Genomic DNA, 19,219 nt, shown 5'->3' with positions numbered 1-19,219 from the left:
TAAAACAAAATGGCAACACAGCAATATGATTACGGCATGATTGGATTGGGCACTATGGGCCGCAACCTGGTGTATAATATGTGCGATCATGGTTTTAGCGTGGCGGGTTTTGATAAAGACAATACCAAAGTAGATGCGCTGGTTCGTGAAGGAGAAGGAAAGCCGGTATATGGCGCTCATGATTTAAAGAATTTTTTCGCCGTTCTGAAATCGCCGAAGGTGGTCATGCTGCTGGTGCCGGCTGGCGCGCCGGTAGATGCCGTGGTGGCGGAATTAAAACCTTTTCTTTCGGTAGCTGACCTTGTTATAGATTGTGGTAACTCTCATTATACAGACACAGATCGCCGCATCGCGCAACTGGCGGAACAGCAGATTCGGTTTATGGGTGTAGGCATATCGGGCGGTGAGTATGGTGCAAGGCATGGCCCGAGCATCATGCCCGGCGGCATGCACGAAGCATATATGCAGGTAGCGCCCGTGCTGGAGGCTATAGCTGCTCAGGTGAATGGAGCACCTTGCGTTACTTATCTCGGAAAGGGCTCCGCGGGGCATTATGTGAAGATGGTACACAACGGTATTGAGTACGGTATGATGCAGGCGATAGCAGAGATATATAATCTGCTGAAGACTGGCGTTGGCATGAATAATGAAAGGCTGCACGAGGTTTTTTCGAAATGGAACGAAGGCAGGTTACAGTCTTATCTGGTGGGCATCACTGCGGATATTTTTGCACAGAAAGACACCGAGACCGGCAACGATCTTGTGGATATGATACTGGATACTTCCGAACAAAATGGCACAGGCCAGTGGACTTCGCAAAGCGCTATGGACATGCATCTGCCGATTCCAACTATAGACGCGGCTGTATCTGCACGCGATCTTTCCGCACTGAAAGACGAACGACAAATAGCACAAAAAATATTCGACTGGCGTGGACGTGGTGCTACTTTCAAGGGCAGCGAGGGCGAATTGGTGAATTGGCTGGAAGATGCACTTTACTTTACAATGATTACTACTTACGCGCAAGGTATGTACCTGATGCAGCGCGCATCCGTGGTCAACAATTATGGATTGAAACCGGAAGACGTGGCGCGCATATGGCGTGGCGGCTGTATCATACGTTCTGCATTGCTGGAAGATATCATGCAGGCATACCAAAACGATGTGGATCTTGTGAATCTCATGCTTGATAAAGAAATTGCCCTTAAGTTGGAGCAAAGCCAGGATGGCTTCCGGCTCGCATTAAAAGAGGGTATTTCAATTGGCGTGGCCATGCCGGTTATGTCAGCGGCGCTTGCGTATTACGATGGTTATAGGAATGGCTCATCGCCTGCGAATCTGATACAGGCCCAACGGGATTATTTTGGCGCGCACACTTATAAGCGTACAGACAAAACGGGCAGTTTTCATACGCAGTGGAATCAAAAAACGAACTGATGGAAACACGAGCGAAGATACCGGCCACGGTAATCGTCATTTTCGGAGCCGCTGGCGACCTTACTTGGCGTAAGTTAATGCCGGCATTGTATAACTTATATCTTGGAAAGCGGATGCCCGACCGCTTCATGATGTTGGGTGTAGCGCATACGGATATAAGTCTGGATGATTTTCAGCGACATCTGCGTGAAGGGATAGACCAGTTTTCCAGGTCAGGTAAGGCAAAGCCGGATGACTGGGACGATTTTAAGAAACACCTCTCTTACCAGAAAGGAGATTTTAACGACGATGCAACCTATACCGGCTTAAAGCAGCAAATAGACAAGATAGAAAAAGACTGGGGTGAGCCGGTAAATCGCGTGTACTATATGGCGGTGCCGCCGGCCTTTTTTGAAAGTATTGCCGTCAGGGTTGGGAAGAATGGTTTATGCAAAAACAAACAGCTAGCCCGTATTGTCGTAGAAAAACCATTTGGACATGACATTGAAAGCGCCCGACACCTCAACAATCTGTTACATGAACTTTTTGACGAGTCGCAGATCTACCGCATAGATCACTATCTCGGTAAAGAGACCGTACAGAATATACTTGCTTTCCGTTTTGCCAACGCAATGTTCGAACCTATCTGGAACCGCAACTATATAGATCATGTGCAAATAACGGTAGCCGAGCAGATAGGTATTGAAAATCGCGGTAATTACTACGAAACCGCCGGTGCTTTGAGAGATATGATACAGAACCATCTGCTGCAATTGCTGTGCCTGGTGGCTATGGAGCCTACGGCATCATTTAAGGCGGATGAGATACGCAACAAAAAAGTGGATGTGCTGAATGCACTGCGGAAAATAACACCGGAACAAGTACATGAATATGCGGTGAGAGGGCAGTATGGCGAGGGCTGGGTAGAAGGCAAACACGTGAAAGGATACCGGCAGGAACAGGATGTTTCCAAAACATCAAACGTAGACACTTTTGCTGCAGTCAAATTTTTTATTGACAACTGGCGCTGGCAAGACGTTCCATTTTACCTGCGTTCCGGTAAGCGTATGGCCGAAACGATCTCTGTGATCACCATACAATTCAAACAGGTGCCGCATCGCTCGTTCCCGGTTGAATCAACGGAAAACTGGCAGCCCAACAAGCTGGTGCTGAACATACAGCCGCATATGGGCATTCAACTACGCTTTCAGGCCAAGATACCGGGCGTAAAGATGTTGTTGAACCCCGTAGATATGGTGTTTGACTACGTAGATTCTTATCCCGCCGGTAGTCCCGAGGCATATGAAACTTTGCTGCTGGATATTTTTGAAGGGGACACCACTTTATTTATGCGCTCAGATCAGGTAGAAGCAGCCTGGAATGTACTGATGCCTATTTTGGATACCTGGCAGGCAAACACTTCGCCCAATTTCCCGAACTACGCCGCGGGAACATATGGCCCGGAAGATGCTGAGGCGCTTATTGCAAAAGACGGGCACAATTGGATGGTCATACCGCTTGAAACCGAAAACAATGGACGCAAAAAATGAAATCAAAGTATTCCCAACGCTGGACGCGTTGGACGAAGCCACTGCGGCGCTGATCATAACTATAGCAAAGAGTGCAGTGGCGGATAAAGGGCGATTTACGATTTCGCTGTCCGGAGGGCAAACGCCGCAGCGACTATACAAGCTTCTTGCCGGGCCGGAGTACAGCATGCAGATGGTATGGGACAAAACATTTGTATTCTGGGGCGATGAACGTTGTGTACCGCCCGATGATGAACAGAACAATGCGCATATGGCCCGGACAGCCTTGCTGGATCATATAACCATACCGGCGGCAAACATTTATCCTGTACCGGTGGAGCTGTCTCCGGAACCAGCGGCCCATAAATACGAAAGGCAGATAAAGGATTTCTTTTTGGGTCAGCCACCTGCTTTCGATCTGATACTTTTAGGTCTGGGTGAAAATGGCCATACTGCTTCGTTATTTCCGGGCACAGATGCACTTGGCGAAAGCGACCGACTGATAAAGGACGTATATGTAACCGAACAGAAGATGTATCGCATAACGATGACTGCGAAACTGATCAATGAAGCGGATAATATCATCTTCCTTGCGGCGGGAAGCAATAAGGCCGCTATTCTTAGCAAAGTAATTGTCGGCCCGTACCAACCTGATACTTACCCGGCCCAGTACATACAGCCTAAACATGGCATGCTCTATTGGTACCTCGATAAACAGGCAGCGGCGTTACTACCACAAGATATTACAGGCCATCACTAAAAGAAACCGAATATGGAAATAAGTCCGCTTGCTGGCAAACCCGCTCCTTACGATATACTCGTTAATGTACCGCGCCTCGTCTCCGCTTATTACAGTGAGGTGCCTGATGTGGCTGTTGCCTCAGAGCGGGTATCATTTGGTACATCCGGCCACCGGGGTTCTGCATTTTCAAGATCATTTAATGAATGGCATATACTGGCGATCACTCAAGCTATCTGCCTTTACCGCAAGGCCAATAAAATAGATGGCCCATTGTTTATCGGCATGGATACGCACGCGCTTTCTGTGCCGGCGCTTGCCAGCGCGCTGGAGGTTTTGGCGGCGAATGATGTAAACGTGATGACCGCCGGGATGGATGAATACACGCCTACGCCGGTTATTTCCCATGCCATACTTGCCTATAACAGGGGCCGTAAAGCTGGCCTGGCTGATGGCATCGTGATTACACCTTCTCATAATCCGCCTGGGGATGGTGGATTTAAATACAATCCTCCTAATGGTGGCCCGGCAGGTACGGAGGTAACAAAATGGATCGAAACAAAAGCCAATGAATTGCTGGGGCAGAAACTCCTCGGTGTAAAGCGGACGTTGTTGGCATATGCGTTGAAAGCCGGCACCACGCACCGTTACGATTATCTGAACAATTATATCGCGAACCTGGGCAATATCATCAACATGGAGCTGATCAGCGCCAGCAATCTGCGTATCGGAGTTGATCCGCTGGGTGGCGCTGGCGTCCACTATTGGCAGCCGATAGCCGACCGTTACAAACTAAATCTTACGGTGCTAAATAACGAGGTGGATCCCACTTTCCGGTTTATGACCGTTGATTGGGACGGGCAGATACGCATGGATCCTTCTTCTTCGTATGCCATGCAAAGCCTTATTCACCTGAAAGACAAGTTTGATATCTCCTTTGCCTGCGATACCGATCATGACCGCCATGGCATTGTTACAGCTAGTGTGGGGTTGATGCCGCCCAACCATTACTTGTCCGTGTGCATTTCTTATTTGTTTCAAAACAGGAACGGATGGCACAAGGATGCTGCGGTCGGGAAAACGGTAGTGAGCAGCGCGATGATCGACAAGGTAACGGCGGGGCTTGGGAGAAAACTATACGAAGTACCTGTAGGGTTTAAATGGTTTGTGGACGGTTTGACAGATGGTTCGCTTGCTTTTGTCGGCGAAGAAAGTGCAGGCGCGGTCTTCAACCGCCTGGACGGTAGTGTCTGGACAACAGACAAAGACGGGTTTGTACCGGCGCTGCTGGCTGCAGAGATGACGTCAGCAACAGGCAAAGATCCTGGAGAATTATATGCAGACCTCACCCAACAGTTTGGCACCCCGGTATATGATCGGGTAGAAGCACCCGCCAACGTCGTACAAAAGAAATTGCTCAGTGCTTTGTCACCAGAACAAGTGACGATAACAGACCTGGCTGACGAAAAAATTGAGCAGGTGCTGACTACCGCGCCGGGTAATAAAGCTCAAATAGGCGGCCTGAAAGTGATTACCCAAAATAGTTGGTTTGCGGCAAGGCCCTCTGGTACGGAAGATATTTATAAAATATACGCCGAGAGCTTCCGGGGAAAGGAACATTTGAATAAGATATTAGAGCAGGCACAGGATTTAGTTGATACTGTATTGAAAGGCACATCTGCAAAGATGCAATAGCACAGATATGAAGTTCACAATAGGCACGACAGCACATGAAGCTATATTGGATACGAGATCGTATTTTCAAAACCGCGCAAATGAAGCGCCGTTAAGGGCGGAATTGTTTAGTACTGAACAACTGGAGCATTATGGGCAGAAGCTCGCCACAACGCATGAGCTAAGCGACAGGCGTGTGCCAGGGTTGCTACTCAAGCGCCTTGCCGAAAACGAACGTTTACTCAACGATGCGCGTACCATATTGGTGGATGCTATAAGGAAGGACCAAATTGTCACACCTGCCGGGGAATGGCTCATAGATAATTTCTACCTGATAGAAGAACAAATACGCACGGTCAAAAAACACCTTCCGCGCGTCTATAGTGAGCGTCTGCCGCAACTGCGCAGCGCCCAGCCGCCGGGTGTTACCCGTGTATATAATATTATACTCCAGATCGTTACTCATAGTGATGGCAGGATCGATTGGGAACGCCTGAGCAAGTTCATTACAAGCTACCAGTCCGTAACCCAGTTGGAGCTGGGGGAATTATGGGCGGTGCCCATTATGCTGCGCCTCACGCTGATAGAGAATTTGCGGCGGGTGTCTACCCAGGTGGCTATTGACATGATCGACAGAAATCTCGCTGATTACTGGTCAAAACAAATGCTGGAAGTAGCGCAGACCACACCGCAGCGGTTGGTGCTGAATACCGCAGACATGGCGCGTTCAAACCCACCGATGACTAGTGCATTCGTTTCTGAAATGAGTCGTCAATTACTGGGAAAAGGAACAGCGCTTTCCATGCCGCTTACCTGGATGGAACAGCGACTGGCAGAAGATGGCAGGACGAGCAGTGAACTTGTCGCGGTGGAAATCCAGCAGCAGGCGGCCAACCAGGTATCGGTCAGTAACAGTATCGGCAGCCTGCGTTTATTGGGTTCACTCGACTGGCGTGCCTTTGTTGAAGGTCACAGTGTAGTAGAGCAAACCTTACGCACCGATGTCAATGGTGTTTATGGGAAAATGGATTTTGCCACCCGCGACCATTACCGTCACATGGTAGAATATATCGCCAAAAAATCACTGCTCTCAGAAAACGAAGTGGCCCGGATAGCTATAAAGCTGGCCCATGATGCGTCAGATACCGCAGATAGCCGCGAATCGCATGTTGGTTACTATCTCATTGACAAAGGGGTGTCCGCTACCGAAAAGGAAGCGAAGATGCATCATGGTTTTGTGGATCGCTTGCGGAAATCGCTCAGTAAAAGCCGTATGACTGCCTATTTAGGCGGCATCGTGCTGATGTCTGCCGTCACTACCGCAGGATTTATTTGGAAAGCACATACCGACGATATTAACAACCCTTGGTTGCTTGTATTGTTGGGCGCCTGTCTGATACTTGCTTCCAGCCAACTGGCAGTAACGGTCATCAACTTTTTTTCGACGCTTCTGGTAAAACCGCACCTTTTGCCACGCATGGACTTTTCAGAAGCTATACCGGAAGATTGCAGTTCCCTGATCGTGATACCTACCATGCTCAGCAGCGTCAAAATGATAGAAGAAATGGTAGAAGCACTGGAGGTGCGTTTTCTTGCAAACAGAGATGAAAATCTGCGCTTCAGCCTGCTCACCGATTTCAAAGATGCGCCACAAAAGACCTTGCCCGAAGACGCACGATTGCTGGAGCTGGTAAAGTGCGGTATAGAAAATCTCAAAAAAAAATATGAAGACGGTACGCGGGAGCTGTTCTTCCTTTTTCACCGGCCGCGCCAGTGGAATGCCCGGGAAAAGATATGGATGGGGTATGAACGCAAACGGGGGAAACTGTCTGAACTCAATTGCCTGCTAAGAGGCGCCTGTAAAGAATCTTTTTCTTGCATCGTTGGTGATGTGGATGCCTTGCGCGAGATTCGGTATGTAGTCACATTAGATTCCGATACCCAATTGCCACGCGGCACTGCCTGGAAGATGATCGCCTCAATGGCGCACCCGCTGAACCGGCCGGTGTATGACGAAAAGAAAAGGCGCGTGACGGAAGGTTATGGTATTTTGCAACCAAGAATAGACGTAAGCCTGCCGGAAGCAGGCAGCTCTTATTATAGTCGTCTGCATGGTAACGAACCCGGCATAGACCCTTATACTCGCGCCAGCTCGGATGTGTACCAGGATCTTTTTGCCGAAGGCTCTTTCATCGGGAAGGGCATTTATGACGTCGATGTTTTTGAAAAAGTATTGCACGGCAAATTTCCGGAGAACCGCATACTGAGCCATGACCTGCTTGAAGGCAGTTATGTGCGGTCAGGGCTGCTGAGTGATGTGGAACTTTATGAGAAGTACCCGATGAGCTACCGCCTCGATATGAAGCGCCGCGTGCGCTGGGTACGTGGTGACTGGCAGATATTTCCCTGGTTCCTGCCTTTTATCCCCGGTGGCGATAAGCGCTGGCATAAGAACACCCTTTCTGCACTATCACGCTGGAAGATATTTGACAATATTCGCCGCAGCCTTATTCCATTTGCCCTTACGGCTTTGATGATACTGGGCTGGACAATATTGGATGCGCCATTGTTCTGGACCATTGCTGTATCTGCAATAATCGTATTTCCAATCTTTGTGACGGTTGTCTGGGATGCATTCCAAAAGCCAGATGATGTGATCCTGTCGCATCACATCAAGATGCTGGGTCATAATACCGCCAATATCGTTGTCCATACAGTCTTTTCAGTGATATGTCTTCCTTATGAGGGGTTTGCCAACATGTCTGCCATCTTGCGTACCGTGTGGCGGGTATTAATATCGCACCGGAAGCTGCTGGAGTGGGATGTGTCTTCCAACATAGACAATACAAAACTTAACAGTCTGCAGTCTGCATACAAACGTATGTGGATCGCTCCTTTTCTTGCCGTCGCTTTGCTGGCTTTTCTCGTTTACTATGATCTCAACAGTTTCGCAATTGCCGTCCCTATCCTGTTGTTGTGGGGCGTCTCACCATTTATTATCTGGTACAGCAGTAGGCCGGTTATCAGGAAGAAGGCATTGTTTTCTTCTAAGCAACATATTTTCCTGCATAAAATCTCGCGAAAGACATGGGCTTTCTTTGAGAAGTTTGTGACTGTAGATGAAAACTGGTTGCCGCCGGATAATTTCCAGGAATATCCGCAGCCAGTGATCGCGCACCGTACATCGCCAACTAATATCGGTCTGTCGTTGCTGGCGAATATCACAGCATGGGACTTCGGATATCTGTCAATGACCCAGGTATTGAACCGGACTTCCGATACCATTGATACACTCCATAAGTTGGAACGATTCCGTGGTCATTTTTATAATTGGTACGATACACAGACCTTACAGCCGCTATTGCCAAAATATATATCTACAGTCGACAGCGGTAATCTCGCCGGACATCTGCTCACATTAAGGCAAAGCCTTTTCGAGATACTGCACGGTCCCATGGTCCGGAGAAAAATTTTTGAAGGGTTATTGGATACGTTACGTGTGCTAAAGGACAATCTTGGCAAAGAAGAGCTAAAGCTTCTGGCGGAATTTTCTTCATTGCTGGATGCCAGTATTCAGGCCGCTCCGGCTACTATAGACGGTGTGCAGGCAGCGATTACTCAGCTTTCTGTGTCATACCAAACGGCTAAGAAGGAATTAAACGCAGCACCCGAAAGCATGGCTGAATGGTGGGCAGAGATGCTCGCACAGCAAATCTCGGATGCGGCTGATGATGTACAGCTGCTGGAACCCTGGATAGACTGGCCGCCCTATGCACACAAATTTATTGATACTATTGGCCTGAACGGCAATATTAGTTTGAGTGCGCTCTGCCTCAAAGTGAATCAGCTTGTGGCAGGTATTGATGCACTAAAAAATAGCGATAACACCGAAGAAGAAAATCAGTGGCTCGATGTGTTTAAACAGGCGATAACAGCGTTGGCACCGCGTATCAAAAGCAAGGAATCGCTGATAGAAAAACTCGGTCATGAGTGCATCGGTCTTGCCGATATGGAATGGGATTTTCTATACGACAGAAGCAAGCATTTATTCACGATCGGCTATAAAGTGGAAGAACATGTTTGCGATCCAAGTTTCTATGACCTGCTGGCGTCAGAAGCGAGACTCTGCACATTCGTGGCGATCGCTCAGGGCAAACTGCCCGAAGAAAGCTGGTTTGCACTGGGCAGATTATTGACCAATGCCGGGGGAGCAGGTGTGCTGTTGTCCTGGAGCGGATCTATGTTTGAGTATCTCATGCCCCTTTTGGTAATGCCTACTTATGAAAACACGCTACTGGACCAGACCTACAAAGGCACGGTAAAAAGACAAATAGAATACGGAAAGCAGCGGGGCGTGCCATGGGGCATCTCAGAATCGGGATATAACATGGTGGATGCAGCATCTAATTATCAATACCGCGCTTTCGGCGTGCCGGGCCTCGGCCTGAAACGTGGACTGGAAGCGGATCTGGTAATTGCCCCTTATGCTACCGCAATGGCATTAATGGTTGATCCGGAAGGAGCATGCCAAAACCTGGAAACCATGTGGGACGACGGCTTTGAAGGAGCCTATGGTTTTCACGAGGCAATAGACTACACACCGTCGCGCTTGCAGCTGGGGCAAACAAAAGCAGTTATTCAATCATTCATGGCGCACCATCAGGGTATGAGTTTTCTTTCGCTGGGATACCTGTTGCATGAACAGCCTATGCAGCGCCGATTTGAGGCCGAACCGCAGTTTCAGGCAACCGTATTGCTGCTGCAGGAACGCATACCAAAATCAACTTCATTCTACGCGCATACCACTGATATGGCTGAAGTCAGCTATCCTGTAAGCGGTAAGGAAGTACGCGTACTGCATACCCCGGATACACCGATACCAGAAGTACAACTATTGTCGAACGGGAAGTACCATGTCATGGTGACCAACTCGGGTGGCGGTTACAGCAGATGGAAGGATCTGGCAGTAACGCGCTGGCGGGAAGATACTACCTGCGACAACTGGGGCATGTTCTGCTACATCCGCGACCTTGGAACAGGTGCGTTCTGGTCAAATACTTACCAGCCTGTACAGAAAAAAGCGAAGATGTATGAAGCGGCCTTTTCACAAGGAAGAGTTGATTTTCACAATTCAACCAATGACATAGAAACGCATACCGAAATCGTTATTTCGCCCGAAGACGATATTGAGATGCGCCGGATACATATCACCAACAGAGCCGGCACACGTAAAACGATAGAGATAACAAGTTATGCCGAGGTAGTACTGGCCGCACCTGCATCAGATCTCATGCAGCCGGCATTTGGGAACCTTTTTGTGCAAACGGAGATAGTACCGGATAAGAACGCGATTATTTGTACCCGGAGGCCCCGTTCAGCGGACGAACATGTGCCGTGGATGTTCCATACCATGATGGTGAATGGGACCAACCAAACTGAAGTATCCTACGAGACAGACAGGATGGCCTTTCTGGGGCATGGCAATACGCCGGCAAACCCGGTAGCGATGAGCGAACAAGGACCCCTTGCCGGTGGCCAGGGCTCGGTGCTTGATCCCATAGTAGCGGTAAGACATAAGGTAGTGCTGGGGCCCGATGAAAGCGTATCCTTTGATCTGGTCACAGGTGTGGCCGAAACCAGAGAAGTTTGTGAGCATTTGATCACGCAATACCAGGACCGGCACCACAAAGACCGCGTACTCGAGTTATCATGGACGCACAGCCAGGTGATACTTCGGCAGATAAACGCGTCCGAGGCTGATGCGCAGTTGTTTGGCCGTCTCGCCAGTTCGGTGATATTTATGAATGCTTCGCTGCGTGCCGATCCTTCCATTCTTATTAAAAATCATAAAGGGCAGTCGGGCTTATGGGGTTACTCTATATCAGGAGACCTTCCAATCGTGTTGCTGCAGATAGAAGACCAGAACAACATACAATTGGCAAGGCAATTAATACAGGCGCATACCTATTGGCACCTGAAAGGCCTTATCGTGGACCTGGTAATATGGAATGAAGATCATGGCGGCTACAGGCAGGCATTTCAAAACCAGATCTTGTCTATGATCCCCAATGAATTTGTGAACAAGCCCGGGGGCATATTTCTGAGGGCGGCAGACCAAATATCTAATGAAGACCGCATACTCTTCCAGACGGTAGCGCGTGTGATCATCTCTGATGCGAATGGTTCGCTTGCCGATCAGGTGGCGAAGCGCATTGGTATCAGGGCTAACATACCATATCTTGCCCAGGGGCAAACGGCCATCTCGCCTTCGGACGGCTTGTCGCTGCCAAAAGACCTTCTATTTGACAATGGCCTGGGTGGATTTTCTGCAGATGGTAAAGAGTATGTGATAATAGTGGATAATAAAAAGCGGACGCCGACGCCTTGGGTAAATGTAATTGCCAATCCGGACTTCGGAACCGTGGTATCTGAAAGCGGGCAGGCATATACGTGGATAGACAATGCGCATGAAATGCGATTGACGCCATGGAACAATGATATTGTGAGCGATACGGCAGGCGAAGTGTTTTACCTGCGCGATGAAGAATCCGGTAACTTCTGGTCTGCAACTCCTTTACCGAGAGCAGGCGACTCGGCTTATGTTACCAGGCATGGCTTCGGGTATAGTGTTTTTGAACACATGGAAAATGGCATTTATTCCGAAATGACTGTCTTTACGGATGTCAAATCACCGGTGAAATTTACCATAGTCAAGATTCGCAACAATTCCGGCCAGCCCCGTAAATTGTCCGTAACTGGTTATACAGAATGGGTATTGGGCGATCTGCGACCTAAAACCGCAATGTATGTGATCACCGAGCTGGAACAGGGAACCGGGGCGCTTATTTCCAGAAATCCATATAGCACAGAATTTGGCGAGCGGGTGGCATTCTTTGATGTCGGAAATATGCCACGGACCTATACAGGTGACCGAACCGAATTCATAGGTCGTAATAAATCCTTACAGAACCCCGATGCAATGCACCGTACCCGGTTGTCAAACAAAGTTGGTGTTGGCTTTGATCCTTGTGCCGCAATTATGGTACCAATTGAACTTGCAAATGGCGAAGAGCGGGAAATAGTCTTCAGGTTAGGCGCAGGGCAGGACATGAATCAGGCTAATGATATCATACGCCAATTTCGCGGCAATGACATAGCGCACGAAGCGTATGAACGGGCCCGGGCATACTGGCAGCATACAACAAGTGCTGTTCAGATAGAAACGCCGGACACAGCCACCAATATACTCACCAATGGCTGGCTCAATTACCAGACGTTGTCCTGCCGCTTATGGGGACGCAGCGGTTATTATCAATCAGGCGGAGCCTTTGGTTTCCGCGATCAGCTGCAGGATGTGGTATCATTGTTATTCACAACACCCGAACTGGCGCGCAAACAGCTAGTGCTGGCCGCCTCGCGGCAGTTCCCGGAAGGCGACGTACAACACTGGTGGCACCCGCCTGTGGGACGAGGCGTAAGGACGCGTATCTCTGATGATTATTTATGGCTGCCATTGGTCACCTGCAAGTATATACAACACACAGGAGACCTGTCTGTACTGGATGAATCGCAACCGTTTCTGGATATGCGTCCACTGAGCCCCGGTGAAGACTCCGTATATGCATTGCCAGGTGTGTCAGATAAGATTGCCACGTTGTATGAGCATTGTGTATGTGCCATCCGGCACGGCCTGAACTTTGGTGCGCACGGCCTGCCTTTGATGGGGACCGGAGACTGGAATGACGGTATGGACCGCGTGGGTCGTGAAGGCAAAGGGGAAAGTGTATGGCTGGCGTTCTTCCTTTATGACGTGCTGGTATCTTTCATTGATATTGCTAACCGGCATAATGACGCCGAATTCGCTGCCGAATGCAGAAAACAGGCAGATACACTCAGTGCAAATATTGACAAGAATGCCTGGGATGGCAACTGGTACCGGAGGGCCTATTTCGATGATGGAACGCCGCTTGGTTCTTCGCAAAATGAAGAATGCCAGATAGATTCCATCTCGCAAAGCTGGTCCGTGCTATCCGGCGCGGGCAATCCGGAACGGGCGTTAATGGCTATGACATCCGCCGAACAGCATTTGGTGAAAACCGATGCCGGATTAATACAATTGCTCGAGCCGCCGTTTGATAAGTCAAATATCGACCCGGGGTATATAAAGGGATATGTGCCCGGTGTGCGGGAAAACGGAGGGCAATATACGCATGCCGCCGTATGGCTGATCATGGCTTTTGCAAAGCTGAAAAATACGCAGAAAACCTGGTCGCTGCTCCAGATGATCAACCCGCTTAATCATGGCAGGACCGCGGAGCAAATCAGCATTTATAAAGTGGAACCTTATGTATTGGCTGCAGACGTTTATGGGTGTCCGCCACATACAGGGCGCGGCGGATGGACCTGGTACACAGGCTCCGCCAGCTGGATGTACCAGTTGATCGTAAGCTCCTTTCTTGGCCTGCAGGTAAACGAAGGGAAGCTCAGCTTTAACCCTTGCGTGCCCGAAGATTGGAAAGGTTTTAAACTGCACTACCGTTACAAGGAAACGACATACCATATTACCATACTCCAGAAAAGTGTTAAAGAGATGACTGTATTGGTTGACAATGATCCGCAACAGGATAAAATGATCACACTGATTGATGATAAAAAGGAGCATGAGGTAATAGTGGTGATATAGGTAGTTAACGAATATCGGCTTTGGTGGACAATCACGGAATCGCTCTGGTTAAACCGTTGAAGTCGTTCCGCTACTTCTTCCGGTTTTTACATCAGCATCGATGTTGTCAGTGCGGTTTAATTGGAGTAAGTCGAATGGTATATTCGTTTTTGAAACTTCGCAAGTATCACATTTACTTATGTTTTTACATATATAAATAAATATAAGTATTTGTCCTCCCCAGCGCAACCGCAATTTGAGATGGTCTCTACAGGCATAATCAGATGATATGAAATGCCGGTTTTTACTAATCTTGTTGCTCATTCCTTTATTCGTAAAAGGACAGCTACCGCAGCGTAACCTCGTATATGTATTGCTCTATAATTCGGCAAATATTAATGCTGCCAGAGAGCTGTATAACTACGACCCCTCACAACCCGTGTCTGCGGGCAATCCGTCTCCCAACACCATACAGATGCCTGCCAATAGTCTTGGGCTGGCGGTAAGTCCGGTGCTTGGCAGCGGTGATACTACGCTTACGTTTTATACAACTGCCAACGGCACATTCTGGTATTATGACCATAACACCAGCATATGGATAAATACCGGCGATACGATCGGGCAATCTACCTCCGTAAACATCGGTGCCGGTGGTGGGCATATTTTTTCTTTTCGACCCTTTGGTTCTTTTCCGAGTGTGTACCGGTATGACGGCACCGGGAATGCGACATTTGTAGCGGGTGGATTTATATTTCCCCTGCCATACGATCTGATCGCGGATTGCAGCGGCAATTTTTACGTAATCGGTGGTGCGGCGGGTATATGGGGCATTTCGAAACATGATGCCAACGGCGCTGTCTTGCAAGGTTACACACTGAATAATCCGAACAATTGGGCAGGATCGGGTGGAATGGCGAGTATCGGTGCGGATATTTATACGGACAATCTGAATGCGTCCAACTTCATTCATGGTAAAGTCGTATCTGCTACTACTGCGAATATCATCGATACCACAGCTGTTATGCCTTATATGGCAGCAGGAAACAGGGTCGATGATATGGCAAGTGCAGCCAGCTCTTTTTTAGACAATCTGCCTTTTGTAATGGTCGTCACAAATGACACGTCTGTTTGTACCGGAAATCAGGCCAGCCTGAGCGGTCATATCACAAACCCCGACAGTAGCGGCGTTTATCAATGGTATGTGAATAGCACGGCAGTAAATGGCGCTACAGACAGTACGTTTAATTATTCTCCCGACGACGGAGACACCGTCACATTGCATTACACCGTAAACGGAACCTGCGGCAATATAACATCTATTAGTGCGCCTGTTGTAATTCATGTGCATTCCGTTACGCAGCCTGTATTAACCACGCACGACACTTTGATATGTTCACCAGGTATTATAACCCTGTCTGCGGAAGTAAATGGCAACACCAATAATATACACTACCTCTGGTCCTCTCCGTCCACCATTCTTTCTGCCTCCGATCAGTCGTCCGTTACAGTTGATGCACAGCAGTCTTCTTATTTTATTGTCACCGCAATGGATTCTTTAAGCGCTACATGCAAGGCAAGTGTTACAGATACGATACGAGTAGGCGTTTCGGCTGCGGCGTTTCATGTTTACGGCGATACCACGGCCTGCACCGGCGATTCGTTACAACTGCATGCACGTGGTGGCAGTACATACATCTGGACTCCGCTAACTGATCTTGTTTACCAGACAGATTCGGATGTTGTTGTTACGCCTGCTTCTTCGACAGGATATTCTGTTCTTATTTCAAATGCTGATGGATGCACTGCTCAATTTAATTTTCCGATAACTGTTGCCCCTGCTGTTTTTGCAGATGTAGGCGCGGACCAGTATATCAGACCTGGAGAAAGCGCTCAATTGCAGGCGCAGGGCGGGATTTCCTATTTATGGTCTCCCGCTGATTTCTTGTCGGCCGATAGCGGCAATGTTGTTAGCTCAGCTCCGTCACGCACGACCGAGTATTATGTAAGCGTAACCGACAGCAACGGTTGTAAGGCTGTAGACTCTGTTACCGTCTATGTGGTTAATGCATTTGTACCGAGCGCGTTTACACCGAATGCAGATGGATTGAATGATTCGCTTCATGTCAGGTTCAGTGATCCGACAACAACACTTGCCAGCTTCAGCATCTATAACCGTTGGGGCCAGCAAATATTTTATACCAACAGTATAGCGGAAGGATGGGATGGCAGTTATATGGGTGTGCAGTCTGAGATCGGGACTTATTTCTATGTTGTTGAATATACTGCAGGTAGAAAAAGCTTTACGGGCAAGGGTAGTGTGAGTCTGTTTCGTTAGCCCTGATTTTACGGAGTGTTTTCTGTCAGTTTTGCCTTGAAGTAAAAATAACCCCAAAATTTCAGGCTTAAGAGAGCCAAGCTAAAATGAAAAGGCATACCAAACAGATATCCTAGCGTCTTTGTACCGTTGTTAAACCCGATGTGTCTTTGCTCCTGATGCATCTTTACGGGAAACCAGCTCGCGAGTTTTTGACTTTTGACCTAGAAGAAAATCCGCGATTATCGGTGTAATTTTAAAGAACGCTTATGAGGAATATTGTTTTTTGTACGCTGCTGTTTCTTTTGATGCCCCTCTTCTCATGGGGTAAGGAAAACAAAACCTATACGTTTCAGGTTTCGGATACCGGCCGTACACTGGGTCTTATAGATCAGGCTGCTGCATTTGAATTCATAGATCCGGATAGCTGTATTGCATTGCTGCGGCCGATATTAGAACTCAGTAAACATAATGGTTTCAATAGGGGTGTGGGTGCAGCGCTTACACACATCGGCCTGGCCCATATGGCAATAGGAGAAACAGATTCAGCTTTACTCTATTATCATCTGGCGATGCCTTATGTGCAGCAAAGTAGTTATGACCGGTCATTGGTGGCGCTGCTATATACGGGGATAGGTTTTCCATACTTGCGCAAAAGCGATTACAGGCTGGCAGGTTCATTTTTTTACAGAGCCTTAGCGGTAATTACGGAGAATAATTTACAGGAATCTGCAATAGCCGCGCGTCTTTACATGGACATCGGCGATCTCTGGTGGGTACTCAGACGTTATGCCGATACTAAAAATTATTTCCTGAAAAGTGAAAAAATCGCGCAAGAGTTAAACGATACCGCAGCACTCATCGCGATCTATGGTAATCTGGGAAATCTGTATTACAGCCTCAATGATCTGGGAACATCAGATGTTTATATGCGGCACGCATTGGCGCTCGCAGAACAGAAACACGTGGTACGGGCACAGCAACAGATACTTGCGAATATGGGCGCTACGTTGCGTCAGACGGGCCGGCCGAAAGAAGCTATTCCTTATTTTGAGAAAGCTGTTGCGCTGGCCGATGGCAGGCACGCGCATCAACACAACCTGCAATCTTATTATAATCTTGGGTTTGCCTATTATGATGCGGGCGATTATGAAAAGGCCAAAGTATATGTACAAAAGGCCATCAGACTGTCGGAAGCCCTGGATATGGATAAAGAGCATATTGGGGAAGCTATGCTGGTGATGGCGGGAATCTTCGAAAAAGAACATGATTACGAGGCGGCCAATCAATGGTTGAACAGGCACATTGCTCTTGTGGAAGACATGCTGGAAAAACAGGCGGATTCAAGTATCAACAGGTTGGAAGATAATTACCGCGTGGCGCAAAAGGATAAGCAGATCGCACAAAAACAGTTGCTCTTGTCTAAAAAAGAGCTGGAAATAAAGAATAAGAATAGCTGGATCATTGGATTTTCTGCAGGGTTGTTATTGCTTGGTATGTTGCTTTTCATTGTGGTGCGGCTTAATAACCACAAAAGACATTTAAATGAAATGGAGATACGCAACCTCACGCAAGAAAAACAACTGCTGTATCTCAAAGCAATCATGGAAGGCGAAGAAAAAGAACGCGCCAGACTTGCACGCGACCTTCATGATGGGATCGGTGGTATGCTGGCATCGGCCAAGATGACGTTAGGGGCTATAAAAGATGCGGACCGTACGGCGTCGTTGGAGAGCGTAATGCGTTTGCTTTCGGACACTGCAGATGAAGTACGACAGACTGCCCATAACCTTATGCCCGACATACTCACTAAAAACAGCCTGAAAGATGCATTACTTCTATATTCTGCTGATATTTCCGCGGGTGGGAGGCCGGAGATTGACGTACAATTTCACGGTCGTTTGGAGGAGATGAATAAATCTGTAGAACTTATTTTTTACCGCATTGCACAAGAACTGATACAAAATATTGTAAAACACTCCCGGGCAACCAGTGCTGTCATTCAGATTATACAAGATGACGGCCGCCTGAATCTCATTGTGGAAGATAACGGCATCGGTTTTGAACAGTCGGAAATCAACAAAGGATTCGGTCTGCAAAATCTGCAATTCAGAGTGCAGTCATTACAGGGATATATCTCGATCACATCAGCGATTGGGAAAGGAACTTCCGTTTACATAGAATTTGACCTGGAAAAATTAAAAAATGTCTGAAGTAGCTATTAAAGTATCCGTAACGGATGATCATCCTTTGGTCATCAGTGGGCTGCAGACCATGTTGGCGAGGCATGCGCATATTCAGCTGGTGGGAGCTTATGGTAATGGCGTCGAACTATTGCGCGGACTGGAAACAGAAGTGCCGGATGTTTTGCTGTTGGATATTCAGATGCCTGATAAAACCGGAGACAGCCTTGCTCCGCTGTTGCGAAAAAAATATCCTGATTTAAAAATTATTGTACTTACTAATTTTGATAGCACGCTCTATGCAAATAATATGATGAAATTAGGCGTGCATGGTTATGTGCTCAAAAGTGCGGCGGAACAGGTAATCATAGATGCAATAGAAGTCGTGTACAACGGAGGCACTTTTGTTGAAGATCTGATGAAGCGGAAAATGGATTTATTACAGGATAAGGTATCAAAAGCCGTTTTTGCGAAAGTCAGTCTCACGCCGCGTGAAAAAGATATCTTAGAGCATATTGCCAATGGTGACACCAATCAGGAAATTGCCGACCGTTTGTTCTTAAGCGTTCGTACGGTTGAAAATTACCGATTGAATATTCAATTGAAACTTGGTGCGAAGAACACTGCTATATTGATAAAGATTGCCCTTCAGATGGGTTTTTTGGATAAGTGAAAATGCTTGAAAACCTTGTAAACTCATAA

The 19,219-nt window shown here is 47.9% G+C and carries 8 protein-coding genes; all 8 read left to right on the top strand.

What is annotated here, in order from left to right:
* The first annotated feature begins 9 nt into the window (after window positions 1-9).
* Window positions 10-1,437 carry an NADP-dependent phosphogluconate dehydrogenase gene (gene gndA, locus DN068_RS12550; RefSeq protein ID WP_110999278.1) on the top strand — a complete coding sequence of 476 codons (1,428 nt, stop codon included), beginning with the start codon at window positions 10-12 and terminating at the stop codon, window positions 1,435-1,437.
* Window positions 1,437-2,966: a glucose-6-phosphate dehydrogenase gene (zwf, locus tag DN068_RS12545; RefSeq protein WP_110999277.1), complete on the top strand. Its 1,530-nt coding sequence runs from the start codon at window positions 1,437-1,439 to the stop codon at window positions 2,964-2,966. Before gndA ends, zwf begins: the two co-directional genes overlap by 1 nt.
* Complete coding sequence (pgl, locus tag DN068_RS12540; protein ID WP_165836382.1) at window positions 2,950-3,705, top strand: 6-phosphogluconolactonase; 756 nt, start codon at window positions 2,950-2,952, stop codon at window positions 3,703-3,705. The genes zwf and pgl overlap by 17 nt, the downstream gene beginning before the upstream one ends.
* 12 nt (window positions 3,706-3,717) lie before the next feature.
* Window positions 3,718-5,379 carry a phosphoglucomutase (alpha-D-glucose-1,6-bisphosphate-dependent) gene (gene pgm / locus DN068_RS12535; protein ID WP_110999275.1) on the top strand — a complete coding sequence of 554 codons (1,662 nt, stop codon included), beginning with the start codon at window positions 3,718-3,720 and terminating at the stop codon, window positions 5,377-5,379.
* Window positions 5,380-5,386: 7 nt separating this feature from the next.
* Complete coding sequence (locus DN068_RS12530; protein WP_110999274.1) at window positions 5,387-14,041, top strand: GH36-type glycosyl hydrolase domain-containing protein; 8,655 nt, start codon at window positions 5,387-5,389, stop codon at window positions 14,039-14,041.
* Window positions 14,042-14,309: 268 nt separating this feature from the next.
* Complete coding sequence (locus DN068_RS12525) at window positions 14,310-16,355, top strand: T9SS type B sorting domain-containing protein (RefSeq protein WP_110999273.1); 2,046 nt, start codon at window positions 14,310-14,312, stop codon at window positions 16,353-16,355.
* A 248-nt stretch (window positions 16,356-16,603) separates the two neighbouring features.
* Window positions 16,604-18,547 carry a tetratricopeptide repeat-containing sensor histidine kinase gene (locus tag DN068_RS12520; protein WP_110999272.1) on the top strand — a complete coding sequence of 648 codons (1,944 nt, stop codon included), beginning with the start codon at window positions 16,604-16,606 and terminating at the stop codon, window positions 18,545-18,547.
* Window positions 18,540-19,190: a response regulator gene (locus DN068_RS12515; RefSeq protein ID WP_110999271.1), complete on the top strand. Its 651-nt coding sequence runs from the start codon at window positions 18,540-18,542 to the stop codon at window positions 19,188-19,190. The genes DN068_RS12520 and DN068_RS12515 overlap by 8 nt, the downstream gene beginning before the upstream one ends.
* The last annotated feature ends 29 nt before the right edge of the window (window positions 19,191-19,219 follow it).

The organism is Taibaiella soli, from assembly GCF_003236175.1.
Lineage (GTDB): Bacteria > Bacteroidota > Bacteroidia > Chitinophagales > Chitinophagaceae > QKTW01.
Note: the sequence above shows the minus strand (reverse complement) of the source record. Positions and strands in the feature narration are given on the sequence as shown.